Origin of the sequence: Janthinobacterium agaricidamnosum (assembly GCF_003667705.1) — a bacterium.
GTDB lineage: Bacteria > Pseudomonadota > Gammaproteobacteria > Burkholderiales > Burkholderiaceae_D > Janthinobacterium.
Genome location: NZ_CP033019.1, coordinates 1,367,426 through 1,384,825, shown reverse-complemented (window position 1 = coordinate 1,384,825; position 17,400 = coordinate 1,367,426). Strand labels below are relative to the sequence as shown.

Sequence of the window (17,400 nt, the reverse complement as noted above, 5' to 3'; positions counted from 1 at the left end):
ATGCTGCGGCGTCGCAGGAAAATGGCGCCGCAAAAGCAAAAAAGCTGCCCATGGCAGCTTGATTGTTGATCCTGATAAAACATTCCCGAAGGAGGCGAGCCTGATCTGCGGCACTCATGGTTAATAGCCGTGGCTGCTTCGTTCCCGACCTGACCAGGTTAGCCATGCCACGATGCGCAGGGGCCCGCCGGGGACAATTATAACCGGTCTGCGCCAGATTGGGAAATTGCCGTCTCAATGCTGTGTGCGTCGGCGCAGGTCGGCGTAGGTCGGCTTAGGCCGCAGGCCGTAAGCCGACACTGCTAAGTACGCGGCCGACAGTCCTGCGTACGCGGCCGACACTGCCGAGCCGCAACGTCGGGTTACGCGCCAGCGCTAACCCGACCTACCCCGATCTACCCCGACCTACCCAGTACCTACAAACCCAGCTCTTGCCATATCCCATCCACCTTGGCCTTCACTTCCGGCGTCATGGCGATCGTCGTACCCCACTCGCGCGTCGTTTCGCCCGGCCATTTATTTGTCGCATCGATACCCATTTTGCTGCCCAGGCCACTGACGGGCGAGGCAAAATCCAGGTAATCGATGGGCGTATTGTCGACCAGGGTGGTGTCGCGAATGGGGTCGACCCGCGTGGTGATGGCCCAGATGACTTCTTTCCAGTCGCGGATATTCACGTCTTCGTCGACGACGACGATGAACTTGGTATACATGAACTGGCGCAAAAAGCTCCATACACCAAACATCACGCGCTTGGCGTGGCCCGCGTACTGTTTCTTGATCTGCACCACGGCCATGCGGTAGCTGCAGCCTTCGGGCGGCAGATAGAAATCCGTGATTTCGCTGAACTGCTTTTGCAGCAGGGGCACGAACACTTCGTTCAGGGCCAGGCCCAGCACGGCCGGCTCGTCGGGCGGTTTGCCTGTATACGTGGAGTGGTAGATCGGGTCGCGGCGCATGGTGATGCGGTCGATGGTAAACACGGGGAAACTGTCCTGCTCATTATAGTAGCCCGTATGGTCGCCATATGGCCCTTCCAGCGCGTGCTCGTAGCCGCTCGGATGGTTTTCGTCCGGGTAGATATGGCCTTCGAGCACAATTTCGGCCGAGGCGGGCACGCGCAGCTCGCTGCCGATGGCTTTCACCAGCTCCGTGCGGCTGCCGCGCAGCAAGCCGGCGAACTGGTATTCGGACAGGCTGTCCGGCACCGGCGTGACGGCCCCTAATATAGTAGCGGGATCGGCACCGAGGGCGACGGCGATCGGATACGGCTTGCCCTTGCTCTGGATCGCATGCTCGCGGAAGTCCAGCGCCCCGCCCCGGTGCGCCAGCCAGCGCATGATGACCTTGTTGCGTCCCAGCACTTGCTGGCGGTAGATGCCGAGGTTTTGCCGCTTCTTGTTCGGACCCTTGGTGATCACCAGGCCCCAGGTGATCAGGGGAGCGACGTCGCCGGGCCAACAATGCTGGATCGGCAGGCGCGCCAGGTCCACGTCATTGCCCTCCCAGACGATTTCCTGGCATTTGGCGCCGCGCAACTCTTTCGGCGACATGTCCCACACGGATTTCACCAAGGAACCCAGGCCCAGCAGATCCTTGAAATCCTTCGGCGGCTCCGGTTCCTTCAGGCGCGCCAGCACATGGCCGATCTTGCGCAATTCGCTGACGTCTTCCGCGCCCATGCCCAGCGCCACGCGGCGCGTGGTGCCGAACAGATTGCCCAGCACCGGCATGTCATATCCCGTCGGATTGTTGAACAGCAAGGCCGGTCCGCCCGCGCGCAGGGTGCGGTCGCACACTTCCGTCATCTCTAAAATCGGTGAAATGGGGGTCGAAATGGGCTTAAGTTCACCCATTTGTTGCAGTTGAGAAATAAAATCTCGTAAATCTGAATATTTCATGTGTTTTTAATTTTTTTTGACGTCGGACGCCGTTGCTGAAGGATCTATGCCAAGTAATTGATTTTATTGGCTTTTGGCACAATGCAAGTCAAAAAGTAAGACATAAAAGTAATAAAGAAACGATTCGTTAGTATTGACTTGATATAAAACGGCTTCTACAATTCGCCCAACTTGAAAGAGCACGCCGGCCCAGAGCTTGATTTTAGCGTTTCTCTTTCATTCACGGAGTCGGGGCTCCACATGACATTTTAAGGAGTGTTTTCAAAAGGCGTCTGCCTTACCCCCGGTAAAAGTTGTATTGCGACTGATCCAATACCAGCATGGGACCGATCAGCTCAAGCAAGCAATGACGGCGTTTCTCGCACGCATCCATACGCGGCGGAAACGATGATATTTCTGATGCACGGCATTGGCAGTACCCACAACACCGCGACACCGCGGAGGGACTGCCTGTTGACGCGACATTTCGGGGAACTCTATGACTCATCGTAGCACTGAAGCAGCATTGCCTGCTTCAACCGTGGCTGGCCAGCCAGCGTTGGCGCGTTTGCGCGCCCGCGCACAAGCCATTTCGGCACGTGGTGTTTTGACCACCGCGCAACACACACTGACAGTCTTCGGCATTTCCGCCCTGGCACTGATCGCCCTGCTGATGTTCCGCCCGGACCTGGGCAAGCAACTGACGCACAGCCTGTTCCCGCTGCCGATGACAGAAGCGCAAGCCGTCGAAGCGCCGGCCCTGTCGGCACTGATGGAAGCGCCTGCATCCGTACAAACGGCCGCCGCCAGCGAAGCACCTTTGACCAAGGAAGAAAAAGCCTTGCTGGGCACGCAAAAGCAGCAGCAATGGGTCACCAACTGGCTCTCCAAGCGCTATCGCGTGGCCAACGACGCGACCAATATGCTCGTCTCGACGGCCTACCTGACGGCCCGCGAAATCAAGCTGGACCCGCTGCTGATCCTGGCCGTGATGGCCATCGAATCGGGCTTGAACCCGTTTGCGGAAAGCCCCGTCGGCGCGCAAGGCTTGATGCAAGTCATGTCGAAAGTGCACCATGAGCGCTTCCAGGAAATGGGCGGCGTGCAGGCAGCGCTGAATCCCGTCGCCAACATCCGCGTCGGCTCCCTGATCCTGAAAGACTACGTCACGCGTGGCGGTTCCGTCGAAGCGGGCTTGAAAACCTATGTAGGCGCCGCCAACTTCGCCACCGACTCGGGCTACGGCTCGCGCGTGCTGGCCGAATACCGCCGCCTGAAACAAGTATCGGCCGGCCAGCGCGTGCCGACCACGACGCCGGTGATGGCATCGAACACGCCAGCGCCAGCCAAGGCGCCTGCAGCGGAAAGCGGCAACATTACCATCAAGATTGCACCGCATAACGAGATCGCCGGCCTGTGACCCTTTAAAAGCCCTCACAGCGGCATCCGAAAAGCAGCATCCAATGAAAAAGCCACCGCACGCAAGTGCCGGTGGCTTTTTTATTGCCCTGCGGCAGCAGCCGCAGGATCTCCTACGCTATTACTTGCGCTTGTTGGCGTTGACTTCTTCCTCGCGGAATTTCACTGCCAATTTATCCAGCACGCCGTTCACATACTTGTGGCCGTCGATGCCGCCAAACGACTTGGCCAGCTCGACCGCTTCGTTGATGACGACGCGGTACGGAATTTCCATGTTGTTCTTCAGCTCGAACGCGCCGATCAGCAGGATGCCGTGTTCGATGGGCGACAGTTCCGCGATATTGCGGTCGATCAAGGGTGCCATGCTGTCGCGCAGCGCCAGCGAATCCTTGATGGCGCCGTACAGCAGCACCGTGAAATGATCGCCATCGGCCTTGTCGAAGCCGTGGGCCGCGCGAATATTGTTCACGACGGTGGTCGCGTCTTCATTGTTCAGCAGCCACTGGTACAAGCCCTGCAGCGCGAACTCGCGCGCGCGGTGACGCGGCGTGCGGTTCTTGCTGGGGTTGGCGAGCAAATTTTTCTCAGTCATGATTGTTACCTGTTCTTAAGTACGTGTTCACTACAAATTCCGGCGAGACAGCACGGCGCGCTTTTCAACGCGCCGCAGCCAACCGCGTGTCAGAACGTTCGAGAAAATGCTCAGAGCAAGGCGCGAGCCCGAAGACAGTACGAATGTACGGCGAGGGCTTGCAACGCAGCTATGGGCGTTTTATCGGACGTTCACTACACGGCTAGTCCTCCTCGGATTCTTGCAACTCTTCTAGCGCTTGCGCTAAATTAGCCATTTCCACTGCCACGCGTGCCGCTTCAGCTCCCTTGACCAGCATGCGCACTTCCGCCTGCTCGTCGTTTTCCGTCGTCAACACTGCGTTGGCGATGGGGATGCCGTAATCGAGACCGACGCGCGTGATGCCCGCGCCCGATTCATTCGATACCAGCTCGAAGTGGTAGGTTTCACCGCGAATCACGGCGCCCAATGCGATCAGGGCGTCGAATTGCTCGGTTTCTGCCATTTTTTGCAGAATCAGCGGGATTTCCAGGGCGCCCGGCACGGTCACGTGCAGGATATCTTCATCGGCCACGCCCAGCTTGCTCAACTCTTCCAGGCATGCCGACAGCAAGCCACCGCCGACGATTTCATTGAATCGTGCCTGGACGATACCGACGCGCAAACCTTCGCCGGCAAAATTGGTTTCATAGGTTCCTACGGTCATCATATGCCTCTTTAATCTGGTGGTTCAGGGCGGCATGCACATGCCGCCATCGTTTACTCTCACATCGACGTCTGGCCAGGATGGCACTGGAAACCTGTGACTTCCAGGTCGAAACCGACCATCGACGGCATCTTGCGGGGGCTGGCCAGCAATTGCATCTTGCTCACGCCCAGGTCGCGCAGGATTTGCGCACCGATACCGTAGCTGCGCAAGTCCATGCTGGCGGCGCGGCCTTTCGGCTTGGCTTGCGGCGTATCGAGCGCGGCGAACTGGGCAAACAGCTCGCTCGACGTCTCGCCGCAGTTCAGCAAGACCATCACGCCCCGCTCGGACTGCTTGATGGCGGCCATCGAGGCAGCCACCGTCCACGAGTGGGTAGTCGCTTCGCTTTCCAGCACGTCCAGCAGGGAAACGGGCTGGTGCACGCGCACCAGCGCTTCCAGGCCGGGCGCCAGGTCGCCATGCACGAGGGCCAGGTGGGCCGAGGCGCTGGGCTTGTCGCGGAAGGCGATCAGGCGGAATTCGCCATGCGCCGTGTGCAGGGTACGCTCCGCAACGCGCTCGACCAGGGACTCCGTCTGGCTGCGGTAATGGATCAGGTCGGCAATCGTGCCGATCTTCAGGCCATGCTGCTCGGCAAACACCAGCAAGTCCGGCAGGCGCGCCATGGTGCCGTCGTCCTTCATGATTTCGCAAATCACGGACGCGGGCGTCAGGCCGGCCATGGCCGTCAGGTCGCAACCGGCCTCCGTATGGCCTGCGCGCATCAGCACGCCGCCTTTTTGCGCTTTCAGCGGGAAGATATGGCCAGGCTGGACGATATCGCTGGGCTGCGTGCCCTTGGCCACGGCTACCTGGATGGTCTTGGCACGGTCGGCGGCGGAAATGCCCGTCGTCACGCCTTCGGCCGCTTCGATCGACACGGTGAAGTTGGTGCCATACGCGGTGCCGTTGCGCGACGTCATCATCGACAGGTTCAGCTCGTCGCAACGCTCTTCCGTCAGGGTCAGGCAGACCAGGCCACGCGCATGCGTGATCATGAAATTGATGGATTCAGGCGTCACGAAATCGGCGGCAAGCACCAGATCGCCCTCATTTTCCCGGTCTTCTTCATCGACCAGTATCACCATGCGGCCGGCGCGCAATTCAGCGACGATCTCTTCGGTGCTCGATATAGACATTCTTCATCCTCGTATGACGCCAGTCAAAACCTGCTGCGCGACGGTTTTGCCGGGCGTTGTTAATGTAACTAAAACTGAAACTAAAACTGAACCTCGAGCGCGAATATTCCTCGGATTTCCGGGAATTTTCTTATAACCCGCTATTTTAAAGGATTTAGCGCTTGCAGACCTGAAATAAGACAGGTTTGCGGCATGGGTGCCGCAGCCTGCCCCGCAAAGCGCCGATTCCGCGATCCAACGCACACGGCGGCGGCAAGGCGCGCGCCGCCGGCCTTGCAAAGAGCATAAGATCAGTCAGTCACCGCCACGGCGCTGACACCCATTCGCAGCGACACCCCACACAGGAGCGGCAACATGAAAACCAACGGATCGGCCATCTGGTCAGGCGGCATCAAGGACGGCAAGGGCGCCATCAGCACGCGCAGCGGCGCCTTGCAGGAATATCCCTACGGCTTTGCCAGCCGCTTCGAAGGCAAGCCCGGCACCAACCCAGAGGAACTGATCGGCGCCGCCCACGCGGGCTGCTTCACCATGGCCCTGTCGCTGATCCTCGGCGAAGCGGGCCTGACGGCGGAAAAGATGGAAACGACGGCCGAAGTGACCCTGGACAAGGTGGACGACGGCTTTGCCATCACGGCCGTCCACCTGATCCTGAAAGCGAAAATTCCCGGCGCCGACCAGGCGAAATTCGAGGAATTGACGGGCAAGGCCAAGGCCGGCTGTCCCGTGTCGAAGCTGCTTAAAGCCAACATTACCCTCGACGCCACCCTGCTGCCCTAGATTTTCGTCACGGGCTTGACGGGTTCCACGGGCGCCACCGGCGCCACCAGCGGCAGGCGCGAGTCGCTGGCCGGCAATGGCCGGTTCATCAAGCCGGGATTCAGGGCCGCATTGTTCAGGTTATACGCGGCGATGGCGGCCGCCACGGACGGGTCTTGCGATGACGGTGGCGGCACGGCCTGGCCCGCCGCTTGCGCCGCCATCTCTTGCGCCTGCGCATTTTGCTGGGCCAGCTGGGCTTGCGCCGTCGCCAGGCCCGCATCGGCTTGTCCCTGCGCGGCGCGCGCCAGCAATTGCGCCCGCTCGCTGGCCGCCTGGGCCGCCATTTGCGCATCGCTGGCGGCCAGCTGCGCCCGCGCCGCATCGTCCGCCGCCGCTTGCGCCTGCTGCTGCAAGCCCTGCTGCTGTACTTGCCCCTGGCGCAGCTCGTCCAACCCCGCGGCTTCCTGCTGCTGCGCCTGCTGACTGGCATTAATACGTTCGCTGTCGAGGCGTTCGTCGTCAACACGCTGGGCATCCACGCGCTGGCTGTCCGTGCGCTGCACCTGCAGCAAGTCCGCGGTATTGTCGGCTTGTTGCGCCGTCGACGGGGGCCGCAATTCCTGCAAATCCACGTTCAGCTCTTGCGCTTCCAGTTGCTGCTGCAATTCCAGCTGTCGCTGTGCAATCGCGGCCGTTTGCGGCGGCGCCTCGTCGATGGCTTGCGGCTGCGCGGCCTGCGAGTCCTGTGCAGCGCTGGCCGGCAGTGCATCGCCCGTCAAATCCGCCTCGACAGCGGCAGCCAGCGGCGCGCCCTGCTGCTGGGCCAGCACGGCGCCCACCTGCGCCAGCACGTCCGTTCCCTGTTGCAGGGCATCCAGGGTGGCGTTGCTGTCGGCCGCATAGGCAGCCTGCAAAGTGATGGGATCGACATCTTCATTGCGCAAGTCGATGCCGATGCGGGCCAGTTGCGCTTGGGTGAGCAGGCTGCCGTCCTGCGCCAGTGCGGCCGCCGCATCCGTCGTACCGTCGCCCGACAGCAAATCATAACGCTGCGCCAGGCTGCCCGGGGTGTCGCCGGCCGTCGCCAGCTGGCTCGCGTCGATGCCGCTCGTTTGCAGCTGGGCGAACGATTCCGTCAACTGCCGCGCCAGCGCCAGCAAGTCGTCATTGACATTCACGGGGGTATTGGCCGCCCTGGCCTCGTCCGTGGCGCCCTGCAAGGCCAGCAGTTGCCGGCGCGACAAGGCCACGCCGGACAGGAACTGGCCCAGCGGAGAGATGTCGACCTGGGTCGATGACAAAGCGGCAAGGGTCGCCGCCGCGCTGGACGGCGGCACGGGCAGCGCCGGCGCCAGCGGCGCCGTCTCACCCACGCGGGACGTGGCCGCGATGGTATTGGGCACGGTTGCGCGCGAAATCGGGTCCATGGCTAGCCTCCACTGCGGAAAGCTTCATAGTATGCGCGTCTGAAAGAAAAGCAACACACGCTTGGCAAGGCGAGAATGTGTTGCGGTGTTCTTGTATCAGGCGGCAGCCTTGTCCAGCGACAACATGCGCTCGACATAGCGGGCGATCAGGTCGATTTCCAGGTTGACCTTGCCATCGACCGTCAAGTGTTTCAGGGTCGTCATGGCGATGGTGTGGGGAATCAAATTGATCGAGAAACGGCAGCCGTTGACGGCGCCCGCGCCCAGGTCTTCCACTCTGTTGACGGTCAGCGACACGCCATTGACGACGACGGAACCTTTGAAAGCCAGGTATTTCGCCAGTTCGTGCGGTGCTTCGATCACCAGTTCCCACGATTCGCCCACGGCTTCGAACTTGCGCACGATGCCCAGGCCGTCGACGTGGCCGGAGACCAGGTGGCCGCCCAGGCGCTCGGCCAGGGTCAGGGCTTTTTCCAGGTTCACTTCCGTCGTCGTATCGAGGCCCACGGTGCAATTGAGGCTTTCGCGCGAGACATCGACGGCAAAACCCGTGTCCGACTTTTCCACCACCGTCATGCAGGCGCCATTGATGGCGATGGAATCGCCGAGGGCCACATCGGCCAGCGGCAAGCCGCCCGCGTGGATGGTCAGGCGCACGCCTGCGTCGAGGCCGCCTTCGAGTGCTTGCACGGTTTCAATCTTGCCAATGGCGGCAACAATTCCTGTAAACATGAACTAACCCTATAAAATGTGAGTATTAATTATTGCGCTGGGCGAATCTTGCAAGGATACGCAAATCTTCGCCCACTTGCTGAACCTGGTGAAATTGCAAGGTGCGCTGCTGTTTGATATCCGTCAATGCGGGCAAGGCAAACATCCCTTGCGCGTCGCCCAGCAAGGTGGGCGCCAGGTAGACCAGCAACTCGTCGACGCAGCCTTCGCGGATCAGCGAGCCGTTCAGCTTGGAGCCGGCCTCGACGTGGACTTCATTGATTTGCCGGCGCCCCAGTTCCAGCATCAGCGCGGCCAGGTCGACCTTGCCGGCCGCGTTCGGCAACATGATGACTTCCGCGCCCAAGGCGCGCAGCTGCGCTTCCTTTTCCGGGTTGGCCACGGCCGCCACGATCCACGTGCCGCCGCCCTGCAAGATGCGCGCGTCAAGGCTGATGTCGAGCCGGCTGTCGACGACGATGCGGCGCGGCTGGCGCGGCGTCTCGACGGCGCGCACGTTCAATTGCGGGTCGTCCGCCTTGACGGTGCCGATGCCCGTCAGGATGGCGCAGGCGCGCGCGCGCCACGCATGGCCGTCGGCGCGCGCCTGCGGCCCCGTGATCCACTGGCTCTGGCCATTGTGCAAGGCCGTCATGCCATCCAGGCTGGCCGCCGTTTTCATGCGCACCCACGACTTGCCGCGCTGCATGCGCGAAAAGAAGCCGATATTCATTTCATACGCCTCGTCAGCCAGCACGCCCGTGGTGACGGCGATGCCTGCCGCTTCCAGCTTGGCCAGCCCCTGCCCCGCCACCAGCGGATTCGGGTCCGTCATGGCGGCCACGACGCGCCCCAGCCCCGCGCGCACGAGCGCATCGGAGCACGGCGGCGTGCGGCCATGGTGGTTGCACGGTTCCAGGGTGACATAGGCGGTGGCGCCGCGCACGTCGTTGCCGCGCGCTGCCGCATTGGCCAGCGCTTGCACCTCGGCATGATCCTGCCCGGCCGCCTGTGTCACGCCGGCACCGATCACCTGGCCATCCCGGACTATCACGCAGCCGATGCGGGGATTGGGCGAGGTCGTGTATAAACCGCGCGCCGCCCATTCCAGCGCCAGGCGCATGCCATCGATATCGTTGAGTATTTCCACGGGCTTCTTTGAGAGTGAGTAATAGATAAGTCGGGTTACGAACTGTCGGCCACGCCGCTGCAGTTGGCCGCCTGCTGCTGCGGGTCGCACACGCGCACCCTGCCCAGCATATTGATTTTAATATGGCGCACCTGCTTTCCCAAAGCCAGGGACAAGGTCCCCCAGCGCGCCGCCAGGCTATTGGTCGCGCTGCAACTGCGTCCTGCGCCATTGTAGGCGATATAAAACGGCGCCGTGGCAGACGAAAACGCAAACTGGGCCGTGATGCCCGGTGGCAGCGGCCCCTGGCGGAACAGCAATTCGTCGCCGTCGTCAAACGCCAGACTGGCATTACGGTCGATAAACACCAGCCAGCCCGTGCGCCAATCCGTGCCGCCAGGCCCGGCCGGCATCAACAGCACGCGCTGTCCGCGCGCCATCGCCTGCGCCCGCGTCAATTCGATGGCCGAGAACAAGTCCATGGCCGCCGCGCGCACCTGCTGGCGCGCCAGCACCTGCTGCAAGCTGGGCATGGCGGCGGCCGCCAGCAGCGCGGCAATCGTCAGCACGGCCAGCAATTCGAGCATGGTGTGCCCGAAGGCCCGCCCAAAGGTGCGCCCGGTCCGCGGTGGCCGCTTGCGCGTGGCCATGGCCTAAGTAATCCTCAGGAAATTATTGTGAATTTATGACGAACAGAACCGGATGCTATGCAAGGCGCCCGCTGCGACGCAGTGCGAGCACTGCTAGCAGCGGGCAACGCCGCAGAGGGCCGGTTATGGAAGTCAGAAATCACAATAATTTATTGGGGGTTACTTAGCGCCAGCAATGGCTGGCGGGGCCGCTGCTGCCGCGCTGGCCCGTGCTGCTCAAGGACAGCACGCCGCAATCGGCATCCTGGAACTGCGCATCAACCTTGGACGTGCCCGGCGCGGCGCGCAACAGCACGCATTGCCCGATCGCCAGGCCGGGACAGGCCAGCGCCTCGATTTCATACGCACTGCCGGCCGCGCCCCCTTCGCCAGACCACCATGGAAACGCTTGCGCCTGCGGCGCCGGCGAGGCCGAGGAAAACGCCAGATAATGATTGTTTTGCGAGTAATAGCGCTCCTGCTGCTGCATCAGCCGCAGCAGGGCCGCCTGCCCCTGCACACGCTTGGCCCGCACGACATGGCCGTGATAAGCGGGCACGGCCAGCGCCAGCAGCAGGCTCATGATCGCCAGCGCGGCCAGCAGTTCGATCAGGCTGAAGCCCGGGACGGCGGCAGGGGCGCGACCGTTTGCAGCGGCCCAGTTCCGGCTTGCCAGCATTTCCATCTGACCTCCCTTCTTCTCAAAAACCGCCAGCCGATGCGCGGCGCCGGTCTGCACGCCGGTCACTTGCGACACGCCAGCCATGCCCCTCTCTTATTTCTTCTTGGCCGCCTCGTGCAATTCGCGCCAGTTCGCCACTTCGCGCCAGCTGAGGCGCCGTGCGGGCAGCGGCGCGCTGACGACCTTGAGTCCCGCCACGCTGGCCGCGCCGGGCAAGCCCGGTTGCAGCACGGCCAGCTCCTTGCGGCCCTCGGCCCGCCCTGTCGCCGTTGCTGCGCCCACCGTGCTGTTCAATTCCAGCGCCAGCGGCGGCGCGCGCGCCAGGCCGTCGAACAAGCGTCCCGTCTGCTCGCCCGCCTGCACCACACCGGCGCCATCGGCGGCAAAGCCGCTCAGCACATCGAGCACGTACAGGCGCGTGACCGGCTTGGCGCAAGCGTCGCGCCCCGGCAGGACGGTATTGAACAGTACCTTGCCGGCGGCCAGTACGGGAATGCTGATGCTGCGCTCGCCCGTCTGCGCGGTATCGAGAAAGTCGAGATACCAGCCGCGCATGGCGTCGCTGCCCGTGTAGCGCAGTTCGGCGCCGTCGACGCGCACGCCGCCCGTCGTCTCGCCCAGACTGCGCTGTTCCAGGTCGGCCCGGCTGCGCGTAGGGGATGTTTCCCGCACATCGTCGTGCACGGCATAAAACGACTGCGACAGAAAGGCGGATGGCCATGTATCGCCCGCTTCGACCAGCTTGCCCGTGCCGAACAGCAGCAGATAGCCGCCACCGGGCGCATACGCCACGCTCAGCTGCTGCGTCACGGGCTGGCGCCGGCCCTGTGCATCGCGCGCGACAAACACGAGCTTGCGCCCCTGGCCCTCCTTCCACGGCGGCCCGCCGGCCATGTCGAGGCGCCAGATATTGCCCTGCAAATCGCCCGCATAGATATACGCGAGCGCGCCGTCGCCGCCAGGCACCACGGCGGGCGGACCCAGCGCCTGGGGCATGGCATCCGCGCCCGCATCAGCGTCATGGCCGCCATCGCCACCACCGTTGGCGTCGGCCACAGGCACCTTGAACCGGAAGTAATTACTTCCTATCACCCATGGCGTGCCAGGCGCCTTGTCCAGGGCCAGCAGGAAGATGGCGGCGGCCGATGCGGGCGCCGTCGTGTCCTTGCCGTCATTCACATGGTTGTTGTAGCCGCTGGCGACGATGGCAAAATCACGGTAGGCCGGCGCGCCCTCCTTGCCGCCCATGTTGATGCGGGCAAAGGCGGGCGGCGCGCGCACACTGCCCATGAGCTTGTCGTCGCGGTCCGTGAATTCCCACAACGCACCGTCTTGCGCAAAACGCATCGGATCGGTGATGTCGAGCGCAAACACGCCTTGCGCCCCGCCGCCCATGCCCGACACCAGCACCGTCTTCCAGTGTCCCAGCGCCAGCACTTCCGCCGTGGCCGCCGCGCCATCGAGCAGCGGGCCGGGGCTGTAGTGAGTGCTCGCAGCAGCTGGCGCCGCCCGCAGCAGCGCCTGCGGCAGATAGGCAAACAATTCGCTGCCCGTGCGCGCATCGAACGCATGCAGCAAGCCGTCGTTGGCGCCCAGGTACAGCATTTTCCGGCGCTGCAGCAGCGCCTGGCGATGCACGCCATAGCCGGCCCCCGGCATGCCCAGACCCGGCGCGCCCACGTACAGCAGGTTGCCGTGCGGCGCCGCGCCCAGGCTGCCGGACCTGCGCCGCAGGAAGCCGCCGGGCTGGCCCACCTCGTGCGTACGCTGGCCCAGCAAATATGCCAGACGCGCCTCGCCTCTGCCATCGCCGCCGTCGAATGCGCCGCGCTGTGCTGCATCGAGCGCCTTCCAGGCCAGCGGCATCAGGGCGCCCTTGGCGTCAAGCGTGTAGACGGGACGCAAGGCCGTGGATGGTCCATCCGGCATGGTCTTGGACTGTCCGCCAGCAGTCCACAATGGCTTGCCGGGAAGCAGTGCGCCATCGGCGCCCACGGCAAACGCGCTGCGCGACAAGATCATGCCGCCATCGGCCAGGCGCATCCGCGTGTGAAACCAGTAAGCCTCTTCCGTACCGCTGGCCAGCGCCATCAGGGCCGGCCCCGGCAGCGTCGCCGCCAGCGTGCCCTTGTCGGCGGAGACAAAGGCCGCGCGCAGTCCCGCGATCAGGGCGGCCGGATCGCTGCCGGGCAAGTAATGGGTGGGCCAGCGGCCGTCCAGGCTCCATTCATCGAACGCGCTGCCCGTTGCGCTCTTGAATGGGTTGGCGTCGCCGTTCGCATCAAGAAAACCGCCATACTTGGCCGCCAGCAGCAAGGGAGTAGCAGCGGGAGTGGCGGCAGATTCGCCGGCCGGGTCGCCCTGGCGCAAGTCGCCCGCGTAGTGCTCGACCTTGGCAAGGCCGTCGTTCTTGCCGCCAGGACGCAGCGCCTGCACATGCGACCAGTAGGCCAGCCCAGCCGCATGGTAGCTGGCGCCGCCCGCGCCGTCGGCCAGCCATTCCAGTCCCGCCAGGTCGGGCCGTGGCGCGGGATTGCCCTGCGCACCGCCGCTTTCCAGGCTGCCCACCGCATGCGTCCACGCCATCGCATCGAACGGCGGCGGCGCAAAACCATCGGCGGCGCGTGCGCGGTCACCGGCCGAGGCAGGCACAACAGGGACGTTGCCGGGCACGTAGCGGTCCCCCGCCATGCCCGCATCGCCGAGGCTGACGACGACGTGGCGCTGGCAATTGGCCGTTTGCGGGTCGCTCCATGGGGTCACGACCGGCAAGCCGTCGTCGATGGCAGGCGGAGCCGTGGCGGGCGGCACGGCGGCGCTCGCTTGCCGCCCCTGCAGGTAGCGCAGCGATTCGTACAGCAATTCAGCCAGCGGCGCGGCCCTCGCGTACGCGCCCGGATGCCCGGCATTGCTGCGGCCCAGGCCGTTGATGTAAGCGGTCACCCCGCCGCCAGGGCCTGCGCCCTGGTCAGCGCCTTGGACGGCAAACACGCCATTGACGGGATTCCACTCAGCGCCGGTATTGTCTTGCAGCAAAAAGTCGGGCGCCGTCCAGCGTTGCCTGCCCACGTGGGCCAGCGGCGCGCGCAGCACGCCGCCATACACGGGGCCGGCACTGGCAGAGACGCCGTTCAAATGGCCAAACACGCCCACGCGTACCCTGCCGCCAAGGCGCTGCACGGCGCCCACCGGTTTGTAGTTCTTGCCGTACGCGAGGCACAGGTCGTCGCGCAGCGGCCCCTCATCGGCATCGCAAACACGCACGCGCGCGAGGAACACGCCGTGCGTGGCGGCGATGCCGGGCGCGTCGCAACTGCCGCCCGGAGGCAAGCTGGCGTCGCCGAACAGCAGGCGATTACGGCAGGAAACGATGGCCAGTTGCGCCACCGCAAACGGCGTCGCCGCCGCCACGCCGGTGTGCAAGACCTTGCGCGGGAAAAAGACGGGGTTGGCATAGAAATCGACGGGACCGTCGGCATCGGGCAGGTAGGCGCGCTGCAGCACCGTCTTGCGCACTTCGTCGATGACGCGGTCGCCGCCCGTCAGGGCATAGCGGACGATGTCGAGCATGCTGGCGCTGGCCCAGTTCAGAAAGTTGCCGCTAAAACTATCGCCGCCGCAGCCGTGCAGCACATCCGCCGGTTTCAGTACGGAGAAGTAAGCGGTCGCTACGCGCAAGTCCGGCAGCATGACGCCGTCCTTGCTGCGGTACGGATAGCTGTAGCACATGCGCGCATGGAAGTACCCCAGGTACTCGCGCTGCGGCGCATACTCGCCGCCATGAGCGGCAGCAGCCGCCGCATGCGTGAAGGATAGATTGAGCAGCAGGTTCGGCGGCACTCTGGCGCCGTGCAAGCCAGCGTCGGCCCGCGCCAGCGCCACGGGAGGTGCAGCCGCAACAGCGGCGCCGCAAACCAGGCAAACCAGGCCGATCAGCAGCAGCCAGGCGGAGCACCAAGCGGATGGCAAAGCAAACGACCAAGCCCTCATGGTCCCGCTCCCGCCGCCTGCTTTCGGTAATAACTTTGCAGCACGACTTGCGTGCTTTCCTGCGCGCCAAAACCGATGGCCGTGATGCGGTACACATAACTTTCCGTCGCCAGGCCGCCGGCCACTGCCGCCGCCTGCGCGCCGGGCGGGTAAAACGGCAGCAATTCGATCAGGTAACGGGGCCGGCGCGACGGCAGGAAACCCTGCCCCGTCTGCATGACGGCGCCCGTAAACTGGCCATACGGCACGGTGTGGCTGCTGCCTTCAGGACCGTCGAGGTCCATGCTCAGCCAGAGCGCCGGCGCCTCCGGGGCTGCGGGCAGGCACAGGCCCAGTGCGCCTGCCTCGCCGCAGCCGTCCGCGAACCCGGCCGCACTGCCTGGCGCAAAGAGGCTGCTACGCCCCGGCGCGCCGGGCAAGCCTTCGATATCGTTCTGCGCATCCATCAATGCTTCCTCCGCCGCCTGAAACGCGATCTGCCGGTCGCGCTCGCCGCGCGCCGCCTTTTCGCCCTGCAAGGCCATCTGCGCCGCCGATATGCCCAGCAGCAAGATGATCACCAACAGGCACAGCACATACACGAGGGTGGCGCCACTGTGGCGCGCGCAAGGTGAACAAGGCACGCAACGAGGTAGGCAGCAGCGGACGCCCGCGCCAGCCATCGTGCCGCCCGCCTAGGCCGGCCCGTTGCGCAGCATGATGCTCGTCTGCACCAATTGCCGCAGCCGGGAGCGCGTCGCGGCGGGCAAGGACGCGCGCGCGATGCGCACGCCCGTGTCGCCGGCGCCGTGCGCCTCGGCATATGCCTTGCCGAACAGGTCGAACTGCGCCGGCCCCAGCTCCGCCATCTTGTCCGCCTGGTCCGCCTCGCCATGCAGCAGCAAGGCCACGCGCACGCTGGCCACGCGCTTCCAGTGCGTGCGGCGCCGCAAATCGCGCTGGCGCGCGGCCGCATCCGCGCCCTGCAGCACCAGCGCCGCATCGTAGGCGTCGAGCGCACTGGCGTTGACATAGCGGTTCGCCACGCCGTCGGGCGGCGTATCCGTGTCGAGGCCATACAGCACCTGGAAACCGTCGACGCCACGAATGACGGCATCCGCGCCCCAGCCGTTCGCGCCACGGTATTTGCAGCGCAGTTCGCCTTCGCCATCGGCGCCCTGCGCCACATAGAAAATGCTCCAGCCCCGCTGCGCCTCCGTTTGCGCGGCACCCACGCCAAAGCCGGCGCAATTGAGCACGGACCCGTCGCCGCCCTCTTCCTTGCCGGCGCCGTAATAGCGCAGGGCCAGCACATCGCTGCCATGCAGGACACCGGGCAAGGCGCCGCTGATGCCTTCGCTGTTCTTGCCCAGGCTGCGCGCGTCGAGCCCGGCGACACTGGCGCTGTCGTCATCGGCATGGGCGACGGGCGCGGCGCTGCTATCCCAATTCACGTACGCCGTCTGGCGCACGGCGCGGGCGATGGTGTCGAGCGCATAGCGGCCGTTATCGTCCAGACGCGCGCTGGCGGACTGGTCGCCATAGCTGCCGCTGGCCGCCACCAGCACGCTACTGGCGGCCAGCATCAGCAGCGCGCCCAGCGACAGAGCCACCAGCAATTCGACGAGGCTCATGCCGCGCCGCCAGCGCCACGCGGCATGCACGCCGTTCATGCGCCGCCTCCGCCCAGCTGGAATACCAGCCTGGGCAGCGACTCGCCTGCCGCATTCACGGCGGGCGAGCCATCGGGCAAGCGGCCGCGCCAGCCCAGCTTGATGACGATGGGCGCGCCCTTGCCGCCGCTGCACGCCCAGTGCAAGCCTTGCGCGGCGGCATCCCAGACAGAGGCATCGCGGCAGATATGCAGGCGCGCGCCGGGCAAGGCCGCATGCAGCGATTGCTTCCATTCAGCGATGTCAAATTGCGCCAGTTCGGCCGCGCTGCAGGCGCTAGCGCCAAAGCAGTCCGGCGCGGTGCCGCCTGCTTCGGCGTCGTCCGCCGCCGCGTAGGCCACGTTCAAGTAGGGATTGCCCTCATCGGGACCATTCATGAGCACGCCGTTTGCGCGCATGCGCTCGGCCATGCCGGCCGCCAGCTGCGCGCCCGCCGACAACAGCGCCGACTCATGGCGCGCGCGCAGGGAGTGCAGTTGCAAAATGCTGGCACCGAGCAGGCCCAGCGCCAACAGCAGCAGCGACACGAGCACCTCGACGAGGCTGCTGCCACCCGCTGGAAACATAGTGCGACCGCTCATGTGCATGCCTTGCTCCCTTCCGCAGAAAGAGTCGCAAGAACAGGCGGCCCAGCTACACGATAGGCGCACGCAAAAACCAG

General features: G+C 64.5%; 15 protein-coding genes and 1 other RNA gene. 2 read left to right on the top strand and 14 right to left on the bottom strand.

Features of this window, described 5'->3' with window-relative positions:
* Positions 1-90: 90 nt before the first annotated feature.
* Positions 91-189: signal recognition particle sRNA small type (gene ffs, locus D9M09_RS06295), an RNA gene on the bottom strand.
* A 227-nt stretch (positions 190-416) separates the two neighbouring features.
* Entirely contained in the window at positions 417-1,901 is a 1,485-nt protein-coding gene (gene ubiD, locus D9M09_RS06290) for a 4-hydroxy-3-polyprenylbenzoate decarboxylase (RefSeq protein ID WP_071650179.1), read from the bottom strand.
* A gap of 478 nt (positions 1,902-2,379) precedes the next feature.
* Here ubiD and D9M09_RS06285 point away from each other — a divergent pair, with 478 nt between their 5' ends.
* Positions 2,380-3,300, top strand: coding sequence for a lytic transglycosylase domain-containing protein (locus tag D9M09_RS06285; protein WP_162995589.1), 921 nt, complete (start codon positions 2,380-2,382; stop codon positions 3,298-3,300).
* Positions 3,301-3,420: 120 nt separating this feature from the next.
* Here D9M09_RS06285 and nusB read toward each other — a convergent pair whose 3' ends face one another.
* The 3 genes from nusB to ribBA form a co-directional block, all read right to left on the bottom strand.
* A complete protein-coding gene (nusB, locus tag D9M09_RS06280) occupies positions 3,421-3,891 on the bottom strand; it encodes a transcription antitermination factor NusB (RefSeq protein WP_070219581.1) in 471 nt (156 codons plus the stop codon).
* Positions 3,892-4,093: 202 nt separating this feature from the next.
* Complete coding sequence (gene ribH / locus D9M09_RS06275) at positions 4,094-4,576, bottom strand: 6,7-dimethyl-8-ribityllumazine synthase (protein ID WP_070219579.1); 483 nt, start codon at positions 4,574-4,576, stop codon at positions 4,094-4,096.
* A 59-nt stretch (positions 4,577-4,635) separates the two neighbouring features.
* Positions 4,636-5,757: a bifunctional 3,4-dihydroxy-2-butanone-4-phosphate synthase/GTP cyclohydrolase II gene (gene ribBA / locus D9M09_RS06270; RefSeq protein ID WP_121668833.1), complete on the bottom strand. Its 1,122-nt coding sequence runs from the start codon at positions 5,755-5,757 to the stop codon at positions 4,636-4,638.
* 354 nt (positions 5,758-6,111) lie between these two features.
* Here ribBA and D9M09_RS06265 point away from each other — a divergent pair, with 354 nt between their 5' ends.
* Complete coding sequence (locus D9M09_RS06265; protein WP_034759136.1) at positions 6,112-6,537, top strand: OsmC family protein; 426 nt, start codon at positions 6,112-6,114, stop codon at positions 6,535-6,537.
* Here the strand turns inward: D9M09_RS06265 and D9M09_RS06260 are convergent.
* The 9 genes from D9M09_RS06260 to pilV all read right to left on the bottom strand — a co-directional run bounded on the left by D9M09_RS06260 (position 6,534) and on the right by pilV (position 17,320).
* Positions 6,534-7,946 carry a hypothetical protein gene (locus D9M09_RS06260; protein WP_121668832.1) on the bottom strand — a complete coding sequence of 471 codons (1,413 nt, stop codon included), beginning with the start codon at positions 7,944-7,946 and terminating at the stop codon, positions 6,534-6,536. The two genes, D9M09_RS06265 and D9M09_RS06260, sit on opposite strands and share 4 nt — an antisense overlap.
* Positions 7,947-8,042: 96 nt before the next feature.
* Positions 8,043-8,678 carry a riboflavin synthase gene (locus tag D9M09_RS06255; RefSeq protein WP_070219574.1) on the bottom strand — a complete coding sequence of 212 codons (636 nt, stop codon included), beginning with the start codon at positions 8,676-8,678 and terminating at the stop codon, positions 8,043-8,045.
* A gap of 25 nt (positions 8,679-8,703) precedes the next feature.
* Positions 8,704-9,807 (bottom strand): bifunctional diaminohydroxyphosphoribosylaminopyrimidine deaminase/5-amino-6-(5-phosphoribosylamino)uracil reductase RibD, encoded by a 1,104-nt coding sequence (gene ribD / locus D9M09_RS06250; protein ID WP_121668831.1) that lies wholly within the window; start codon positions 9,805-9,807, stop codon positions 8,704-8,706.
* Between the two features lie 35 nt (positions 9,808-9,842).
* A complete protein-coding gene (locus D9M09_RS06245) occupies positions 9,843-10,373 on the bottom strand; it encodes a GspH/FimT family protein (RefSeq protein ID WP_121670984.1) in 531 nt (176 codons plus the stop codon).
* Positions 10,374-10,599: 226 nt separating this feature from the next.
* Entirely contained in the window at positions 10,600-11,181 is a 582-nt protein-coding gene (locus D9M09_RS06240) for a type IV pilin protein (protein ID WP_346428571.1), read from the bottom strand.
* Positions 11,182-11,190: 9 nt separating this feature from the next.
* Positions 11,191-15,087: a PilC/PilY family type IV pilus protein gene (locus D9M09_RS06235; protein WP_121668830.1), complete on the bottom strand. Its 3,897-nt coding sequence runs from the start codon at positions 15,085-15,087 to the stop codon at positions 11,191-11,193.
* Entirely contained in the window at positions 15,084-15,710 is a 627-nt protein-coding gene (locus D9M09_RS06230; RefSeq protein ID WP_240453570.1) for a pilus assembly PilX family protein, read from the bottom strand. The genes D9M09_RS06235 and D9M09_RS06230 overlap by 4 nt, the downstream gene beginning before the upstream one ends.
* 51 nt (positions 15,711-15,761) lie before the next feature.
* Positions 15,762-16,739, bottom strand: a complete 978-nt coding sequence (locus tag D9M09_RS06225; protein ID WP_121668828.1) for a PilW family protein — start codon at positions 16,737-16,739, stop codon at positions 15,762-15,764.
* Complete coding sequence (gene pilV / locus D9M09_RS06220; RefSeq protein ID WP_240453569.1) at positions 16,736-17,320, bottom strand: type IV pilus modification protein PilV; 585 nt, start codon at positions 17,318-17,320, stop codon at positions 16,736-16,738. Before pilV ends, D9M09_RS06225 begins: the two co-directional genes overlap by 4 nt.
* Positions 17,321-17,400 lie beyond the last annotated feature (80 nt).